The 16,866-nt window shown below is 68.7% G+C and carries 16 protein-coding genes and 1 pseudogene; 3 read left to right on the forward strand and 14 right to left on the reverse strand.

Annotation, left to right across the window (positions count from 1 at the left end; all coding sequences use genetic code 11):
* A partial coding sequence (locus tag AWB92_RS15415) for a hypothetical protein (RefSeq protein ID WP_142282116.1) occupies positions 1-801 on the forward strand: 801 nt, incomplete at its 5' end.
* On the opposite strand, the gene AWB92_RS15420 is transcribed toward AWB92_RS15415, so the two are convergent.
* The 5 genes from AWB92_RS15420 to glyA form a co-directional block, all read right to left on the reverse strand.
* Positions 791-2,263 carry an adenylate/guanylate cyclase domain-containing protein gene (locus tag AWB92_RS15420; protein WP_173817430.1) on the reverse strand — a complete coding sequence of 491 codons (1,473 nt, stop codon included), beginning with the start codon at positions 2,261-2,263 and terminating at the stop codon, positions 791-793. The genes AWB92_RS15415 and AWB92_RS15420 overlap by 11 nt on opposite strands.
* A 95-nt stretch (positions 2,264-2,358) precedes the next feature.
* Complete coding sequence (locus AWB92_RS15425) at positions 2,359-3,234, reverse strand: polysaccharide deacetylase family protein (RefSeq protein WP_085186808.1); 876 nt, start codon at positions 3,232-3,234, stop codon at positions 2,359-2,361.
* 133 nt (positions 3,235-3,367) lie between these two features.
* Positions 3,368-4,669: a PhoH family protein gene (locus AWB92_RS15430; protein ID WP_068101002.1), complete on the reverse strand. Its 1,302-nt coding sequence runs from the start codon at positions 4,667-4,669 to the stop codon at positions 3,368-3,370.
* 261 nt (positions 4,670-4,930) lie between these two features.
* Positions 4,931-5,758: an acyl-ACP desaturase gene (locus tag AWB92_RS15435; RefSeq protein WP_085186810.1), complete on the reverse strand. Its 828-nt coding sequence runs from the start codon at positions 5,756-5,758 to the stop codon at positions 4,931-4,933.
* Positions 5,759-5,843: 85 nt separating this feature from the next.
* A complete protein-coding gene (gene glyA / locus AWB92_RS15440) occupies positions 5,844-7,124 on the reverse strand; it encodes a serine hydroxymethyltransferase (RefSeq protein WP_085186812.1) in 1,281 nt (426 codons plus the stop codon).
* 116 nt (positions 7,125-7,240) lie between these two features.
* Between glyA and coaA the strand changes: the two genes are divergently transcribed.
* A complete protein-coding gene (coaA, locus tag AWB92_RS15445; RefSeq protein ID WP_068127646.1) occupies positions 7,241-8,179 on the forward strand; it encodes a type I pantothenate kinase in 939 nt (312 codons plus the stop codon).
* A 29-nt stretch (positions 8,180-8,208) separates the two neighbouring features.
* On the opposite strand, the gene AWB92_RS15450 is transcribed toward coaA, so the two are convergent.
* The 5 genes and pseudogenes from AWB92_RS15450 to AWB92_RS15465 all read right to left on the reverse strand — a co-directional run bounded on the left by AWB92_RS15450 (position 8,209) and on the right by AWB92_RS15465 (position 12,235).
* Positions 8,209-8,625 carry a hypothetical protein gene (locus tag AWB92_RS15450; protein WP_085186814.1) on the reverse strand — a complete coding sequence of 139 codons (417 nt, stop codon included), beginning with the start codon at positions 8,623-8,625 and terminating at the stop codon, positions 8,209-8,211.
* A gap of 200 nt (positions 8,626-8,825) precedes the next feature.
* Positions 8,826-9,917 carry a methyltransferase gene (locus tag AWB92_RS15455; protein WP_085186817.1) on the reverse strand — a complete coding sequence of 364 codons (1,092 nt, stop codon included), beginning with the start codon at positions 9,915-9,917 and terminating at the stop codon, positions 8,826-8,828.
* 47 nt (positions 9,918-9,964) lie between these two features.
* Entirely contained in the window at positions 9,965-11,347 is a 1,383-nt protein-coding gene (locus AWB92_RS15460; protein WP_085186819.1) for a hypothetical protein, read from the reverse strand.
* 7 nt (positions 11,348-11,354) lie between these two features.
* A pseudogene (locus AWB92_RS30575) lies at positions 11,355-11,444 on the reverse strand (hypothetical protein); the annotation flags it as partial.
* A 2-nt stretch (positions 11,445-11,446) separates the two neighbouring features.
* Positions 11,447-12,235, reverse strand: coding sequence for a (2Z,6E)-farnesyl diphosphate synthase (locus tag AWB92_RS15465; protein ID WP_085186821.1), 789 nt, complete (start codon positions 12,233-12,235; stop codon positions 11,447-11,449).
* Positions 12,236-12,371: 136 nt separating this feature from the next.
* Between AWB92_RS15465 and AWB92_RS15470 the strand changes: the two genes are divergently transcribed.
* Positions 12,372-13,124 (forward strand): hemolysin III family protein, encoded by a 753-nt coding sequence (locus tag AWB92_RS15470; protein WP_068180726.1) that lies wholly within the window; start codon positions 12,372-12,374, stop codon positions 13,122-13,124.
* 86 nt (positions 13,125-13,210) lie between these two features.
* Here the strand turns inward: AWB92_RS15470 and AWB92_RS15475 are convergent, their stop codons facing one another.
* From AWB92_RS15475 to mca, 4 genes are read right to left on the reverse strand one after another with little or no spacing between them, the layout of a single operon-like run.
* The gene (locus AWB92_RS15475; RefSeq protein ID WP_085186823.1) at positions 13,211-13,594 is read right to left on the reverse strand and encodes a nuclear transport factor 2 family protein; all 384 of its coding nucleotides are present in this window, start codon (positions 13,592-13,594) and stop codon (positions 13,211-13,213) included.
* A gap of 22 nt (positions 13,595-13,616) precedes the next feature.
* Positions 13,617-15,632, reverse strand: a complete 2,016-nt coding sequence (locus AWB92_RS15480; protein ID WP_085186825.1) for a thioredoxin domain-containing protein — start codon at positions 15,630-15,632, stop codon at positions 13,617-13,619.
* Entirely contained in the window at positions 15,619-15,885 is a 267-nt protein-coding gene (locus tag AWB92_RS15485) for a hypothetical protein (RefSeq protein WP_068105839.1), read from the reverse strand. The genes AWB92_RS15480 and AWB92_RS15485 overlap by 14 nt, the downstream gene beginning before the upstream one ends.
* On the reverse strand, positions 15,882-16,754 hold the full coding sequence (gene mca / locus AWB92_RS15490) for a mycothiol conjugate amidase Mca (RefSeq protein ID WP_085186828.1): 873 nt from the start codon (positions 16,752-16,754) through the stop codon (positions 15,882-15,884). Before mca ends, AWB92_RS15485 begins: the two co-directional genes overlap by 4 nt.
* Positions 16,755-16,866: the final 112 nt, after the last annotated feature.

The following is a 16,866-nucleotide window of genomic DNA, read 5'->3' on the forward strand; positions in this document are numbered from 1 at the left end:
CCCCAGCAGTTCCCCCCACCCGGCCAGCAGGTCCCGCCGGGCTGGCCCGGCGGGCCGTACCCACCCGGGCCGCCGCCCGGGCCACGCTCCAAGGCGCCGTGGCTGATCCTCGCCGGTGTCGCGGTGCTGGGCGTGATCATCATCGTGGTGCTCTTGGCGATCGGGCTCAACAGCGGAAGCAAGCCGAACAGGGCGGGCCCCTCGACCAACCCGTCGGTCCCCTCCTCGACGAGCGCGCCGTCGTCGCCCAACAGCGCCCAACAGACGGCGACCGGCTGCACGCCCAACGTGTCCGGCGGCGACAAGCCCTCGGGCGACACGATCAGCGCGGGCAAGCTGTCGTTCCCGGCCAACGCGGCACCGGGCTGGATGGGGTTCTCGGACGACCAGAGCCCGAACCTGATCGGCGCCGTCGGCGTCGGGCAGGAGGTGCCCGGCGCCAATCAGTGGATGATGCAGGCCGAGGTCGCCGTCACCAACTTCGTCAGCAGCATGGACGTCGCCGCGCAGGCGGCGAAGTTGATGGATTGTGTGGCCAACGGGCCGGGATACGCGAACGCGACGCCGACGCTCGGGCCGCTGAAGAAGTCGTCGATCACCGTCGACGGCGTCAAGGCCGCCCGGGTCGACGCGGACATCACGATCGCCGACCCCGCTCGCAACGTCAAGGGCGACTCGGTGGTCATCATCGCGGTGGACACCAAGCCGGTCACCGTCTTCATGGGCGCGACGCCGATCGGCGATGCGGGTTCGGCGGGCGTGATGAACGGGGTCATCGGAGCGCTGAAGGTCAAGAAGTAGCGGGGCCCGCCGGCGCGGACACGTGGGTGGCCTCCGAGCGGCCGCGTAGCACGGTGGAATAGCACTCGGCCCAGTGCGCGCACTCCGCGTCATCGGCTCGCTCGATGGCCGCCGCCGAACACAGGATTCGCCGTTCGGCGGTTTTGGCGAGGTCGGCCAGCCGCGCGGCCTCGTTGACCGCATCGCCGATTACCGTGTATTCGTAGCGGTTTTCGGCGCCGACGTTGCCGGCGAACACCCGGCCGGCCGAGATGCCGATGCCGAAGTCGACGACGGGCAGCCGGCGCAGCTGGGTGGCCAGCGCGCGCGCCGTCGCCAGCGCCGCCGACGCCGGTTGCGCCGTCCGCAACGGGGCACCGAAGACGGCCAACGCGGCGTCGCCGGCGAACTTGTTGATCAGCCCGTTGTGTTCGTCGACGGCGTCGACCACGATCCGGAAGAAGTCGTTGAGCACCGCGGCGACCTCTTGCGGGGGGCGGCTTTCCGCGAGTTGCGTCGAGCCGACCAGGTCTATGAAGAGGACCCCCGCCTCGACCACGTCGCCGGACAGCGAGGCGCCCTCTTGAATGGCGCGCTGCGCGACGTCGGTTCCGACGTGGCGCCCGAACAGGTCCCGCAGCCGGTCCCGCTCGGCGAGCCCGGCGACCATTCGGTTGAATCCCGTTTGCAGACGCCCGATTTGGGAACGTTCATAGGCGCCCACCTGAGTTCCGATGTGACCGTGTTCGACCTCGGCCATCGCGTCGACGACCTCGCCGACCGGATCGGAAATGGACCGCGACGTCAGGATCATCATCGGCAATCCGACCAGCAGCGCCGCGAGCGACACCACCAAGAGGGGCGCATCCAGCGACGCGGACCTTTCAATCAGCCAGCCGTGGGAGCGCAGCACGATCAGAGCCGCGATCACCCCGATGGGAATCGCGCTGCACAAAAACCACAGCATGACCAGCCGGGCGTACACCCCCGGCACCGCCAGCCGGGGCTCGCGACCCAGCGTGGCGGCGCCGATGATTGGGCGCAGGGTGCGTTGTGCGAGCAGCATCCCCATGCCGAAGGCGGCCGGCGCGCCAACGAGCACACCGAGCAGAATCGGCAGCAACAGCTGGGACCCGCCGGCGAGATTAAGCAGGGCGAAAATGGCCCCGGCCCCGCCCCAGCCGAGCAGCAGGATCGCCGACTGGCGGCCCGGCATCTTCATCGCCGCCTCGCGTTGCTCCTCGGTAGGTTCGTCCCCCGCGACATACCAGCGCAGGTTGGGCCCCAGGCTCAGGACTCCGGCTACCGCGACGCCGACGATGCCCAACACAACGATGCCCGCGACGACCGCCGTGTACTTCTGGACGAAATCCGCGTTCGTCGGGACCGACGTGTTCCCCCGAAGCGGGATCAGGATCGCGGCCGCGTCGACGACGGCCAGAAGGTAGGCCAGCGCGAGGGCGGCCGCATACTCAATCAACAACCTGCGGGCGGACTTTCGCTGCCCAGCCGCTGGAGCCCGAAGCCAGCTCGGCTTGATCACCCTATAAAGGTAGCCGCGGGTGCGCCCGAACCTTCCTAGGCGCCGTTGGTCGGCCCGCCCGAATTCTGGCCCGGGATGTCGGTGATCGGGAAGTTGGGCATCGGCTTGGGTGACGACGTGTTGGGCAAGGACGGGATCTCGCTGGGCGGAATGTCGTGCAGCTGGTTGGCCGGTGGCCCATTTTCGCGCCCGCCGTAGGTGCTGCCGGGTGCTCGCGGCCCCAGCAATTCGCTGACCGTCACCAAGCGGTAGCCGTTGGCCTTGAGCACCGGGACGAACTGGTACACCAGGTCGACGGTGCTCGAGTAGGTGTCATGGAACAGCACCACCGAGCCGGGCTTGATGTACGTCATCAACATGTACCGCGTCGCGGCCGTGTTGGAGTCGTTGATCCAGTCGAAAGGGATTACGTCCCAGAGGATTTCGGCTAGGCCGAACTTCCCCGCGGTTTGACGCACGACGTCGTTGGACAGCCCGCCCGCGGGACGCCACAGCGACGGGGCCCGGCCGGTCGCGGCGGTGATCGCGTCGTTGCTTCGGGAGAACTGGCCCGCGATGTCCTCCAGGGGGATCGTCGTCATGTTGGGGTGTTCCCAGGTGTGGTTGCCGAACTCCATGCCGGCGTCGGCGATGCGTTTGGCTCCCGCCGGATTGGCGGCGACCTTGTTGCCGATCAGGAAGAAAGTGGCCTTGGCGTCGGCGTCCTTCAGGATCTGCAGCAGCCGGTCGGTGTAAGGCCCCGGCCCGTCGTCGAAGGTGAACGCGACGCACTTGACGACCGAACAGCTGAGGTTGTCGGCCCGCGTCACGTGGCCGGTGAGGGCGCCGACCACCAGCACGGCGGCAGCCGCCACGACGCCCAACACGGTCCGCCAATAGCGCCAGGCCTGGCTGTCGGGTCGTTTCGGCACGTAGAAAGCCTACCGGGGGTTGGGTGTGCAGCAGCCGCGTTGACCGTGTAACCAGGGTTTTCAGTGTTGCATCAGGGCGACATTTACGCGGATTTCCCGCCCTGAAGTGACAGTGAAAGCCAGGGGTTCACGCTTACTGCGGCCCGGCGATCTCCTCGAGCATCTCGGTGACCAGCGCGGCGATCGGCGAGCGCTCGCTGCGCAGCAGCGTGATGTGGGCGAACAGCGGGTGGCCCTTGAGCTTCTCGATCACCGCCGCGACGCCGTCGTGGCGGCCGACGCGCAGGTTGTCGCGCTGGGCGATGTCGTGGGTCAGCACCACCCGCGATCCGGTGCCCAACCGCGAGAGCACGGTCAGCAGCACGTTGCGCTCCAGCGACTGCGCCTCGTCGACGATGACGAACGAGTCGTGCAGCGAGCGGCCCCGGATGTGAGTCAGCGGCAGCACCTCGAGCATGCCCCGGGACAGCACCTCCTCGAGCACCGCCGGGCTGGCAAGTCCCTCGAGCGTGTCGAACACGGCCTGCGCCCACGGGCCCATCTTTTCGCTCTCGCTGCCGGGCAGGTAGCCCAGTTCCTGGCCCCCGACCGCGTAGAGCGGACGGAAGACCACCACCTTGCGGTGGGTCCGCCGTTCGAGTACCGCCTCGAGGCCCGCGCACAGCGCCAGCGCCGACTTGCCGGTGCCGGCCTTGCCGCCCAGCGACACGATGCCCACCGACTCGTCCAGCAACAGGTCCAGCGCGACGCGCTGTTCGGCGGAACGGCCGCGCAGCCCGAACACCTCGCGGTCCCCGCGAACCAGTTGAACCCGTTTCGCCGCGGTGACCCGGCCCAGCGCATGCGAGCTTCCGCCCAGCAGCCGAATTCCGGTGTGGCAGGGCAGGTCTCGGGCCTCGACCAGGTCGATCTCGCCGTCGGCGAAAAGCGCGTCGATATCCTCGGTGGCGGTCTCGATCTCGTACATACCCGACCACCCGGACGCCACGACGTCCTGCGCGTGGTATTCATCGGCGGACAGGCCCACCGCCGCGGCCTTCACGCGCAGCGGAATGTCTTTGCTGACCAACGTAACTCGCTTGCCTTCGGCGGCGAGGTTGGCGGCGCAGCTCAGGATCCGGGAGTCGTTGCTGTCGGTGCGAAAGCCCGCCGGCAACACCGTGGGGTCGGTGTGATTCAGTTCGACGTGAAGTGTTCCGCCTTGTGTCCCAACGGGAATCGGCTGGTCCAGCCGTCCGTGCTCGAGCCGAAGATCATCGAACAGGCGCAGCGCCTGACGGGCGAACCAGCCCAGTTCGTGGTGGTGGCGTTTGGCCTCCAGCTCGCTGATCACCACCAGCGGCACCACCACCTCGTGTTCGGCGAACCGACTGCACGCCCACGGATCGGACAGCAGCACGGAGGTGTCGAGCACATAGGTCCGGAGATCGGTCACGAAGCGCTCCTCGAGCGGGTAAGCCCGCGCGGACCCGCACAGGCATGTCGGCGGGAGCCGCAGCACCAGGACCGGGGCCGGTCCTGCCTAGAACTACCGAAGTAGTGACGGAAGGTGCCGCCCTGGCAGCAGATCTTGTCGCTGGCCATCGGGAACGACGCTACTCTCGTGGCCGCTTCGGCGCCGGGCAGGCGCGCCGAGACCGACACGGAGACACCAAAAACCGGCCGCTGGCCGCGGCCGGTTCCGGTGAAGTGTGGCTTAACTAATGACGAATTGCGCCAGCGCGGGCTCGCCCGCCACACCCCATTCGGTGATGCGGTCGGAGATCGCCTGCCGCAAATCCTGCGGAGTGAAAATGCCGGCGTCGGCGACGGCCTGCACCTTGTCCGCGTAGGCGTCGATGTCGGCCCCCACCGTCTGCAGGTCCGCTGCCCGCGCGGCGATGGCGGCGATGGTCTCGTCGCGCGTGAACTCGAGGCAGTGCGCGACGAGGTTGGCGAACATCCCCTCGTGCCGCGTCTCGTCGCGGGCGATGCGGTCGATGAGGCCGGCGAGGACGGGCTCCTCGATGCGGGCCGCCAGGTTGCGGCAGAAGACCGCCTGCGTGCGCTCGGTGAGCGCCATGTAGACCAGCGTTTCGACCTGGGAGTAGGTGTCGGCGCGGTAGCCCTTCATCACGTACTCGACCCGGGCCTCCTCGTTGGCGGTCGGGTCGACCTCCCGCGTCACCACCAGGTACTCGCGCAGCGCGATGGCGTGCAGGTGCTCCTCGGCCGTCCACCGGCCCAACCAGCGGCCCCACCACTCCTCGAGGATGAAGTGCTCGACGAGCTCGCGGTGGTGCCCGGCGAGGTTGTCCTTGAGCAGCAGCAGGATCTCGCAGGCGTCGGTGATGTCCCTGGGCAGCGTGGTCTGCGACGGGTCCCAGTCGCGTCCGCCCAGGAAGGCGAAGTTCTCGCCCTGGTCGAAGGGCACGTAGTCGTGGGCGAACCACAGGTCCTCGGTGTTGAGGTGGTGGTCCATCAGCCGCTCGACCACGGGCTCGAGTTCGAGGGTCAGCGTGTTAGGAACAGGTTTCTGTGCCATGCGGTTACTGTAACTCGTAGGTACAGGTTCGGTGAAATTGTTGGGGCGTGTTGCCGCCGAATGGTGACTTTGGTCCCTAAAGCGCTCAGCGGTCGACGAGCGTCCAGTCCTCCAGGCCCTCGTAGAGCGGGAAGTCCCTGGCCAGCCGCGTCACCCGCTCCCGCAGCGCCGAGATATCGGCGGACGTACCGGCTGCCAGCGCGGTGGCGATGATGTCGGCGACCTCGGTGAATTCGGCGTCCCCGAAACCGCGGGTGGCCAGCGCAGGCGTGCCCACCCGCAGCCCGGACGTCACCATCGGCGGCCGGGGGTCGTTGGGGACCGCGTTGCGGTTGACGGTGATGCCGATCTCGTGCAGCAGGTCCTCGGCGGCCTTGCCGTCGAGCGGCGAGTCACGCAGGTCGACCAGCACCAGGTGCACGTCGGTGCCGCCGCTGACCACCGAGACGCCGGCCTTGGCGACGTCGGCCGCCAGCAAGCGGTCGGCGACGATGCGCGCCCCGGACAGCGTGCGCTGCTGGCGGTCGGCGAACTCGGGAGTGGTGGCGATCTTGAGCGCGACCGCCTTGCCCGCGATGACGTGCATCAGCGGCCCGCCCTGCTGGCCCGGGAACACCGCCGAGTTGATGGCCTTGGCGTATTCCTGCTTGCCCAGGATCATGCCGGAACGGGCGCCGCCGAGCGTCTTGTGCACGGTCGTGGACACCACGTCGGCGTGCGGCACCGGCGTCGGGTGCAGGCCCACCGCGACCAGGCCGGCGAAGTGCGCCATGTCCACCCACAGCTTGGCGTCGACCTCGTCGGCGATCGAGCGGAACGCGGCGAAGTCGAGGATGCGTGGGTAGGCCGACCAGCCGGCGATGATCACCTTGGGCCGGAACTCGAGCGCCCTGGCCCGCACGACGTCCATGTCGACCAGGTGCGTCTTCGGGTCGACGCCGTAGAAGCCGGCCTCGTACAGCTTTCCGGAGAAGTTGAGCTTCATCCCGTGGGTGAGGTGGCCGCCGTTGGCCAGGTCCAGGCCGAGCAGGTGCTCCCCCGGAGACATGAGGGCGTGCAGCACGGCGGCGTTGGCCTGCGCGCCGGAATGCGGCTGGACGTTGGCGAACTCGGCGCCGAACAACGCCTTGGCCCGGTCGCGGGCGATGTTCTCCACGACGTCGACGTGCTCGCATCCCCCGTAATAGCGCCGGCCGGGCAATCCCTCGGCGTACTTGTTGGTCAGCACGCTCCCCTGGGCCTGCAGCACCGCCCGGGGCACGAAGTTCTCGGAGGCGATCATTTCCAGCGTGTCGCGTTGCCGGTGCAGCTCCTTGTCCAGCAACTCGGCGATGTCGGGATCGACCTCGGCGAGCGAGGCCGACATCACGGTGGAGGAGGTACGGGCGTCGGGTGCGGCAGTCACGGGCGCCAGTCTATCCAGCGCGGTTTTCGCCAGCCCAGCCGTCGGGCGCGCGTCCGCCCCTGCCACACTTGTGCACTATGCCGCGGCCTAGCGAGCCGAGCCCTTATGTGGAGTTCGACCGAAAACAATGGCGTGCGCTTCGCATGTCCACGCCGCTGGCCCTCACCGAAGAGGAACTGGTCGGGTTGCGCGGTCTCGGCGAGCAGATCGACTTGCTGGAGGTCGAAGAGGTCTACCTGCCGCTGGCCCGATTGATCCACCTTCAGGTCGCCGCGCGCCAGCGGCTGTTCGCCGCGACGGCGGAATTCCTCGGGGAACCCCAGCAGAACCCGGACCGGCCGGTGCCCTTCATCATCGGCGTGGCAGGCAGCGTGGCCGTCGGCAAGTCGACGACGGCCCGCGTGCTGCAGGCGCTGCTGGCCCGCTGGGATCACCATCCCCGGGTGGACCTGGTGACCACCGACGGATTCCTGTACCCGAACGCCGAGCTGGACCGGCGAAACCTGATGCATCGCAAGGGTTTTCCGGAAAGCTACAACCGCCGGGCGCTGATGCGGTTCGTGACGTCGGTCAAATCCGGTTCCGACCACGCGTGCGCGCCGGTGTATTCGCACCTGAAGTACGACATCATCCCGGGGGCCAAGCACGTGGTCCGCCACCCCGACATCCTGATCCTGGAGGGCCTCAACGTCCTGCAGACCGGCCCCACCCTGATGGTGTCGGACCTGTTCGACTTCTCGCTATATGTGGACGCCCGAATCGAAGACATCGAGCAGTGGTACGTGTCGCGGTTCCTGTCGCTGCGCGGCACCGCGTTCGCCGATCCCGAGTCGCACTTTCACCACTATTCGGCGCTCAACGACACCAAGGCGGTCGCCGCCGCCCGCGAGATCTGGCGGTCGATCAACCGGCCCAACCTGGTCGAGAACATCCTGCCGACACGGCCCCGCGCCACCCTGGTGTTGCGCAAGGACGCCGACCATTCCATCAATCGGCTGCGGCTGCGCAAGCTGTAGCGCGGGACCGGGCCGGAGGCGCGGACAAGTTAGGTCGCGAGGCGACGCACTCCCAGATACTGCAGACCGGCGAACGCCGCGGTGTAGACGCCGGTGGCCAGCGTGGCGGCCACCCCGGTTGCGGTTAGCACGGGCACGGCTCCGGCGGCCACCACCGCCGCGAGCGTAAAGACGACGTTGGCCACGATGATGCCGATCCCGACGCGGCGCAGGTTCGGCGCCGCCGCGAGGCTGAACACGACGAGGCCGGCGAGCACGAAGAACGCGCCCATCGCGTATTCCTGGGCTGACGTGAGTCCCGTCATCGACGAGATCGGGTCGGCGAAAAATGCGACGGCCAAGCCGCACAGGCCCGTCAACGTGGCGTCGGCGCGCATGGCGAAACGCAGCAGCGAGTCGGTCGAGTCGTACAGGGGGCGGGTCGGAATCCCAGAAACGGCGGTCATGCGATTACTCCTAGCGGTGGCGAGGGGGTCGAACTGGTTTGAGCGTGCCGCTCAGTCACTGCCACATCGACCCATGGCGCTGCCAGTTGCTGCCATGCGCAGAATGACCAGGGATTTCGCCCGGCTATTCCCCACCGGACCAATTAATTCCACACGTGTCACAAATCGTGGGGTCGATGGCGCGATCGCTCGCCGGGAGACTAGACGGCGATCGCCTCCACGACGCTGAACGGCGAGACCGTTTCCACCACCCGATTCAACTGAAACCCGGAGCGCGCGAGTAGCCGACCGTATTCGTCCGCGGTGCGCTCCCGCGAGGTGGCACTGACGAACATTTCCAGGTCCAGCCACTTGCCCGCGAACTCACGCCGGTGCGCCGGAATCACGAGTTCGACCAGCAGCAGGTGCTTGCCGGCACCCGACGACGCGCGCACGTTGGACAGGATGCGCACGGCCTGCTCGTCGGGCCAATCGTGAATCACGTTCTTGAGCACATACGCATCGCCGCCCGCGGGTATGTCGTCGTCGAAGAACGATCCCTCGGCGATCCGAACCCGGTCCAACACCCGGTGTTTGCGAAGTTCGGCCGGCGCGTCGATCACGACATGGGGTTGGTCGAAGAGGACGCCACGCGCGCGCGGCGCGGCGGTCAGCATTGCGGCCAGCAACCGACCGCGGCCACCCCCGACGTCGACGATGGTGGCGTACGGAGTGAAGTCGTATGCCGCGACGAGCGGCGCGATCGAGATCTCGGAGACGCCGGTCATGGCCTGGTTGAAGACTTCCTGCAGTTCGGGCCGGCCGGCCAGGAATTCGAACAAAGATTGGCCCCGCGCCTGGCAGGCGACGCACTCGCCGAGACGAAGACTTTCGCTCAGGTGGCTCCAATGGTCACGGTTCTCGGGCGAACCCATCCACCTGGCCCACGCCGCCAGCGAAACGTCGGCGTCGCGACGAAGTGGCTGCGCCAGCCGAGTGAGCTCGTAGCGGCCGTCGCGGCGCTGGCGGAAGATCCCACGCGAGATCAGGGCCCGCAGCAGCCGGGCCAACGCGTCGGCGTCGGCGTCAACGGCGACCGCAAGCTCCTGGGCCGACAGCGGCCCGTCCGCCAAAGCGTCGGCGATGCCGAGGTCGGCCGCGGCCGTAATCGCCTGCGCGACCCAGGCGTTCATGACCATTTCCATCAGCACGGCTGGCGCGGGGAAGGTGCGGGCGTGGAGCCGACTCAGAAAATACCTGGCCGCCTCAATGACCCGGACAGCCTTTGCCGGCGGAATCCTGGATGAAGCCATGAACGCCCCTTGCGTCGCAATACCTTCCGCGAGGGTAACCTGCGGCGTTACGCCCGTCGCGCCAAGCTGACACGCTCACGCAGATCGGCCGCGATCAGCCGGGCGGCCGCGTTTTGCCAGTTGTGCAGCGAACGCTGGGGCACCTCGGTGACCAGCCACTGCCAGGCCTGCCGGGCGGTGGGGTCCAGGCCGGCCGCGGTGGCGTTCTGCGCGTACGCGCGCACCCCGACGACGTACGGGAAGTACAGCGAGTTGTAGTACCGCCACTCCTCGGTGGTTCCGAAGTCGCCCGCGTCGCGGGGTTTGAGCCGGGCGATGCCGTCGGCGAGAACGGCTTTCAGCTCGTTGGCCCGCTCCACCGGGTGATCGGGCGCGCCGCGCGCGGCCAGTCGCTCGTCGATCAGGGGCAACGCGGTCAGCGGGCTGGCGACGAGCTTGGTCAGGTCGGCGTAGTGACCCAGCGCGCGGCGGGTGAGCCGCGCGAAGGTGTCGTCGTCGATGCGCCGAAGATCCTTGCGGGGATCGGCCGAGCGCAGCGGCAGCGCCGCGCCGGTGTGCCGCAACGCGGCCCGGTCGGCGCGCAGCGTCGGCGACCTGGAGAACGCCAGCCGGTCCAGCACGCCGGCCAGCGGATCGGCCAGCACCTGCACCGCGATCGCGATCGCGAGCGTGCTGAACAGCAGCACCGTCAGCACGGTCTGCGCGGTGGGCTCGCGTCGGGTCACGGCCAGGCCGATGAGCGCCTGGCCGCCGAACAGCACAGCCACGACCATCGAACCGGCGAACGAGCGCAGCATGTCGGCGCGCAGCGCCTGGCCCTCGTCGAACGCGTCCCACAAAGCCACAGCCACGCCGAGCGTCAGGACGTCGCAACCCGTCGACGCCAGGGCCAGCCAGCTCGGCACGATGCCCAACGGGATGATCAGGATGGCGTTGGCCAGCGCGAAGAACAGGGTCGCGACGACGACCGTGCCGACGACCGGGGTCGGCTGGGCGCGCCGCCGAACGGCGACGACCATCGCCCCCAACGTGGACGTCGAGATCACCGCCATCATCAGCAGGTGACCCGGCCGCAGCGGTCCTTCGACGCTGCCGGCCAGCGCCGCGCCCAGCAGGATCAGCGCGCCGACACCGCCGATGAGCAGCAACTCACCGGTGCGCGCGCGCCAGCGGTCGCCCGGCCGGGACAGCTCGACGAGCACCGCGAACCACGCCACGCTGGGCACGGCGGCCAGATAGATCTCGAACCGGCTGAGCAGCGCGAGATGCGGGGCGCTCGCCGTGCGAATCGCGTCCAGCGCCACCACCAGCGCGAAGCCACACAGTCCGATCGCCGCGAGCGCGAGCACCGGCTTACGCGGATCGCGGGCCAGCAGATACAACCCCAGCCACCCGCTCAGCGTGAACGCCACCGCCGACAGCGCAGCCATGCATCCAGTTTGGCACGGGGTCTGATGCGTGCCGACCCGCTGCGCCCGGCTTCGCCGCGCTTGCGATCGGCACGGGGTCTGATGCGTGCCGACCCGCTGCTACTTCCCGTACCTCCGATGCCGCTGGCTGTAGTCACGCAGCGCGCGCAGGAAATCAACGCGGCGGAAGGCGGGCCAGTGCGCCTCGGTGAACCACATCTCCGAATAGGCGCTCTGCCACAGCAAAAACCCCGACAGCCGCTGTTCCCCCGACGTGCGGATCACCAGGTCGGGGTCGGGTTGCCCAGAGGTGTAAAGGTTTTCGGAGATGCCTTCCGTGGTCACCGCGTCGATCAGCTCCTCCGCGGTGGCACCGTTGGCGAGTTCCTTGTTCAGCAGCGCGCGCACCGCGTCGACGATCTCCCGGCGGCCGCCGTAGCCGACGGCGACGTTGACGTGGAACGGCGCGACGGCCGGCGTCGACTCCACCGCGTCGCGCAGCCGGCGGGCCTGGTCCTCGCCGATCAGCCCGAGGTCGCCGACCGTGCGCACGCTCCAGCGATTGGCCGGGGCGCAGATCTCCTCGACCACGTCGGTGATGATCTCGATCAGGCCGGCCAGCTCGTCGGGATCGCGTTGCAGGTTTTCGGTGGAGAGCAGGTACACCGTGGTCATCTCGATGCCGGCCTCTTGGCACCAGCGCAGCATCTCGGCGATCTTGGCGGCACCCATCCGGTAGCCGTAGCTGACGTCGTCGTAACCCGCGTTGCGCGCCCAGCGCCGGTTCCCGTCGCACAGCACCGCAATGTGCCGGGGAAGTTCGGACTTGGAGGCCGCCAGACCCTGCCTCAGCCGCAGCTCGTAGACGCGGTACAACGGCTCCTTGAGCCGCGGCGGGATGATCTCCACGAAGCTCTACCCTACTGTGAGCGACCACAAATTCCGTGGTGGATTTGCGCAAGCCCACCGCACGTCCAGCAGCGTGTCGTGATCATTCGCGGTTAGTGTTGGGTCTAATGGCCGCAATGCGAGGCAATAGGGAGACATGAGCAGCAAGACCAGCACGCCCACCAACCCGGAGCCCGAGGCGATCGCGCCGGGCAATCCCGTCGAACAGCTCGTCGACGGTGCCGCCGAGGCCATTTCCAAGCCCCGCATGCGTGGCTGGATCCACTTCTATTCGGCGTGGCTGGCGATCGTCTGCGGCGCCTGTCTGGTCTCGGTGTCGTGGGCGGTGGCATCCACCCGCGCCGGGCTGACGACGTTCGCCTACGCCCTGGCCACCGTGGCGATGTTCGCGGTCAGCGCCACCTACCACCGCGTCAACTGGAAATCCGACAAGAGCCGCAACCTGATGAAGCGGCTCGACCATTCGATGATCTTCCTGTTCATCGCCGGCAGCTACACGCCGTTCGCGATGCTGGCGATGCCGCCCGAGGACGGGCGAACCGTGCTGTGGATCGTGTGGGGCGGCGCGCTGGCCGGAGTCGTGCTGAAGGTGTGCTGGCCGACGGCGCCGCGCTGGGTGGGCGTCCCGCTGTACCTGCTGCTCGGTTGGGTGGCGGTCTGGTACGCGCCGACCATCATCCACGTCGCCGGGGTCGCCGCGATGGTGCTGCTCGCGGTCGGCGGCGCGTTCTACAGCATCGGTGGCCTGCTCTACGGGCTGCGCTGGCCGGACCCGTGGCCAAAGACGTTCGGCTATCACGAGTTCTTCCACGCCTTCACGGCGATCGCGGCGATCCTGCACTATATCGCGATGTGGTTCGCCGTTTTCTACGTCGGCAACCCGGCCTGACGGCCTTGATCGCCCGCGAGAGTGCAACTACCGACGCGGTTACTCGGGAAATGCGTCGCTAGTTGCACTCTCGCGATGATGCTGCGCTAGACCTGCGTGACGTCGGCCGCCGACCAGTAAGCCTTCATCGCGGTGACCTTGCCGCGGTCGTCGAAGACCATCACGTCGATCGGCTCGATCACCATGCGATGGTCCCCCGCGGTGACGGTCAGGCGGAACTGGAACGCCGCCTCGTTGCCGGCCACCCGCAGTGACACCAACTCGCATTCGCGCTGCACGTCGTTGACCGCGGAGTAGAAGCCGTGGATCGCCTGGCGACCGATGTGCACCTCGCCGCCGACCGGGTCCTCAACCGTCGCGTCGTCGGCGTACAAGTCCACCAGCTCGTCGGCGCTGCCCTTGGCGACCAGCTCGATGTAGCGGTTGACGGTGTCGGTGATCGCGTGGACCCGGTCCGGGGCGTTTGGCATGGAACGCAGGGTAGCCTCCCGGCTACTGTCCCGAAACATCCAGAGCCGCGGCCAGTTCGGCCGCTCCCGTCACCGGCAGGTCGCAAAGCCGGCCGCGGCACACGTAGGCGGCGTCGGCGCGGCCGACCCGGTCCCGCCCCGCCAGCAGCGCCGACGAATCCGGTGCGCCGCCCACGACGATCGCCCCGCCAGGCGCCAGCCGGCGCGCTTCGGCCAGGAGCGCGGACCGAGACGGGTCGCAGGCGACCGCGATCTGCAGCGGCCCGCGCACCGCGGCTTCGGCGACGGCCAGCCAATGCCCGGCCGACCGCGGCGCGCGCTCTAGCAACAGCGAGTGCGCCGCCAAGGCCTCACCCGCCGCTCGCAGGTACCGCTCCGCGCGTTCCTCGTCGACGAGGTGCGCCGCGGTGAGCAACGCTTCGGTGATGGACGACGTGCCCGACGGCGTGGCACCGTCCAGCGGGTCGGCGGGCCGCAGCACCAACTGCTCGGCGTCGTCGGCGGTGTCGAACCAGCGGCCGGGCCGCTCCGGGTCGGCGAAGTGGCGCAGCGCCGTGTCCAGCAAGCTGGTCGCCGACGTCAGCCACGACGCCTCGGCGGTCAGCTGGTACACCGCGAGCAGGCCGGTGGCCAGCATCGCGTAGTCCTCGAGGATGCCCGGACTGTCCCCGACCGTCCCGCCCAGGCTGGCGCGCCGCAACCGTCCGTCGACGACGTGCAGCCCCAGCAGCGAAAGGGCGCAACGCCTTGCCGCAGCGGCCAACTCGGTTTGGTCCAACGCCACGCTGGCCTCCGCCAGCGCGGTGATGGCCAGGCCGTTCCACGACGTGACGACCTTGTCGTCACGCCCGGGCTGCGCGCGGGTGAGCCGCGCGGCCAGCAGCGCGGCGCGGACCCGTTCGGCCCGTTGCGGGTCGTCGGGGTCGGCGGGCAATTGCAGCACCGAGCTGCCGTGTTCGAAGGTGCCAGACGGGGTGACCGTGAAAAGCTCTGCGGCCCAACGGCCGTCGTCGGCGCCGAGCACCTCGGTCAGCTGCGCCGGCGTCCAGACGTAGGTCGAACCCTCGCGGCCGTCGGCGTCGGCGTCCAGCGACGAGGTGAACATGTCGCCGTCGGCCAGCTCGTCCAGCAGGAACCTCGCGGTCTGGCTGGCGACCCGGCGGGCCAACGGATCTGCGGTGCGCCGCGCCCAATGGGCGTAGGCGCGCAGCAGCAACGCGTTGTCGTACAGCATCTTCTCGAAATGCGGTACCACCCAAGCGTTGTCGACGCTGTAGCGGGCGAAGCCGCCGGCGAGTTGGTCGTAGATGCCGCCGCGGGCCATCGCGTTGGCCGTGCGGGTGACCGCGTCCAGCGCCGCCACCGACCCGGTGCGCTCGTGGTTGCGCAGCAGTGCCTCCAGAATCGCCGAGGGCGGGAATTTGGGGGCGCCGCCGAACCCGCCGTGCGCGGTGTCCTGGTCGCCGAGCACGGAGGCGACGGCGTGGTCACACAGCTGCGGTGCCACGTCCGGCCCGCCGGCGGCCAGTCCACCCGCCATCCTGCGCAACTCACCGGCGATGTGGTCGGAGGCCTCCTCGACCTCGCCGCGGCGGTCCCGCCAGGTCGCAGACACGGCCGAAAGAAGCTGCAGGAATCCGTCTTTCGGGTAATACGTGCCGCAGAAGAACGGTCGGCCGTCGGGTGTCAGGAAACACGTCATCGGCCAGCCGCCGTGCCCGGTGAGCGCGACGGTCGCGTTCATGTACACCGCGTCGATGTCGGGCCGCTCCTCGCGGTCGACCTTGATGCAGACGAACCCCGCGTTCATCGCCGCGGCCACTTCGTCGTCCTCGAACGATTCGTGGGCCATGACGTGACACCAGTGACACGCGGCGTAGCCGATGGACAGCAGGATCGGCACGTCGCGCGCCGCCGCATCTGCCAGCGCTTGCGGCGTCCACTGCTGCCAATGCACCGGGTTATCGGCGTGCTGGCGCAGATACGGGCTGGTGGCCAGGCCGAGGGTGTTCGTTGCGCCCGATTCAGCCGGGCTCATCGCGGTGTCCCGGTTGGTCGGGGTTCTCGCCAACCGTGTCGGTGCCCTCGTCGGCGGCCTGATCGGGCTCGGGGTGCTCCGGATCGAACGTCTTGGGGACCTTTTTCAGCTGCCGGTTCATCGACCGCAACAGGAACAGAGTCGCGATCAGCAGCAGCACGACGACGAGCAGCCCGACCGGGCTCGCCTTGCCGAAGTCGGGCCCGTGGTTGTGCGGGGCGTCGGCAATCACCCGGAGGAGATGGTGCGTCACCCGTCGTCCTCGATCCCGGCGAACAGGTCGTCCTCGGGCAGCTTGACCGGGACGCGGGAGCGGGCCAGCTCGAATTCCTCGGTCGGCCAGAGCCGCTGCTGCCACTCGATGGGAGCGGCGAAGAATTCGGCGTTCGGGTCGATCTGGGTGGCGTGTGCCCGCAGGGCGTCGTCGCGCTGGCTGAAATACGCCGAGCACTCGACCCGCGTCGTCACCCGGGACTCGAACGGGTCATGCTCAGGATCCCAGTGCTTGAGCCACTTTTTGAATGGCCCCTCCTGGCCGCGCTTGACGAACTCGTCGTGCAGCAGCTGCATCCGCGCCCGCAGGAAGCCGTGGTTGTAGTACAACTTGGACACCGTCCACGGCTCGCCCCCGTCCGGGAAACGGGCGTAGTCGCCGGCGGCCTCGAACGCGCCGACGGAAACCTGGTGGCAGCGAATGTGGTCGGGGTGGGGGTAGCCGCCGTTCTCGTCATAGGTGGTCATCACGTGCGGCCGGAACTCGCGGACCACGCGCACCAGCGCCTCGACGGATTCCTCCAGCGGCACCAGCGCGAAGCAGCCCTCGGGCAGCGGCGGCGGCGGATCGCCCTGGGGCAGGCCGGAGTCGACGAAGCCGAGCCAGGTGTGCTCCACACCGAGGATCTCCGCCGCCTTCGCCATCTCGTCGCGGCGGATTTCGGCCATGTGTTCCAGCACATCCGGCAGGTCCATCGCCGGGTTGAGAATCTCGCCGCGCTCGCCGCCGGTCAGCGTCACCACCAAAACCCGGTGTCCCTCGTCGGCGTAGCGGGCCAGGGTGGCCGCGCCCTTGCTCGACTCATCGTCGGGGTGGGCGTGCACCGCCATCAACCGCAGTTCGCTCACGTGCCCCCTTGTCCGAGTCGGTTCGCCGGTCGCCCCCGAAGGGCTAGAAGTGCTAGAAGCGACCTTATAATTCCAGTTCCGATCGTTGCATCCCGTCGGCCGGCGGCCGGCG

It is taken from the genome of Mycobacterium sp. IEC1808, assembly GCF_002101935.1.
GTDB lineage: Bacteria > Actinomycetota > Actinomycetes > Mycobacteriales > Mycobacteriaceae > Mycobacterium.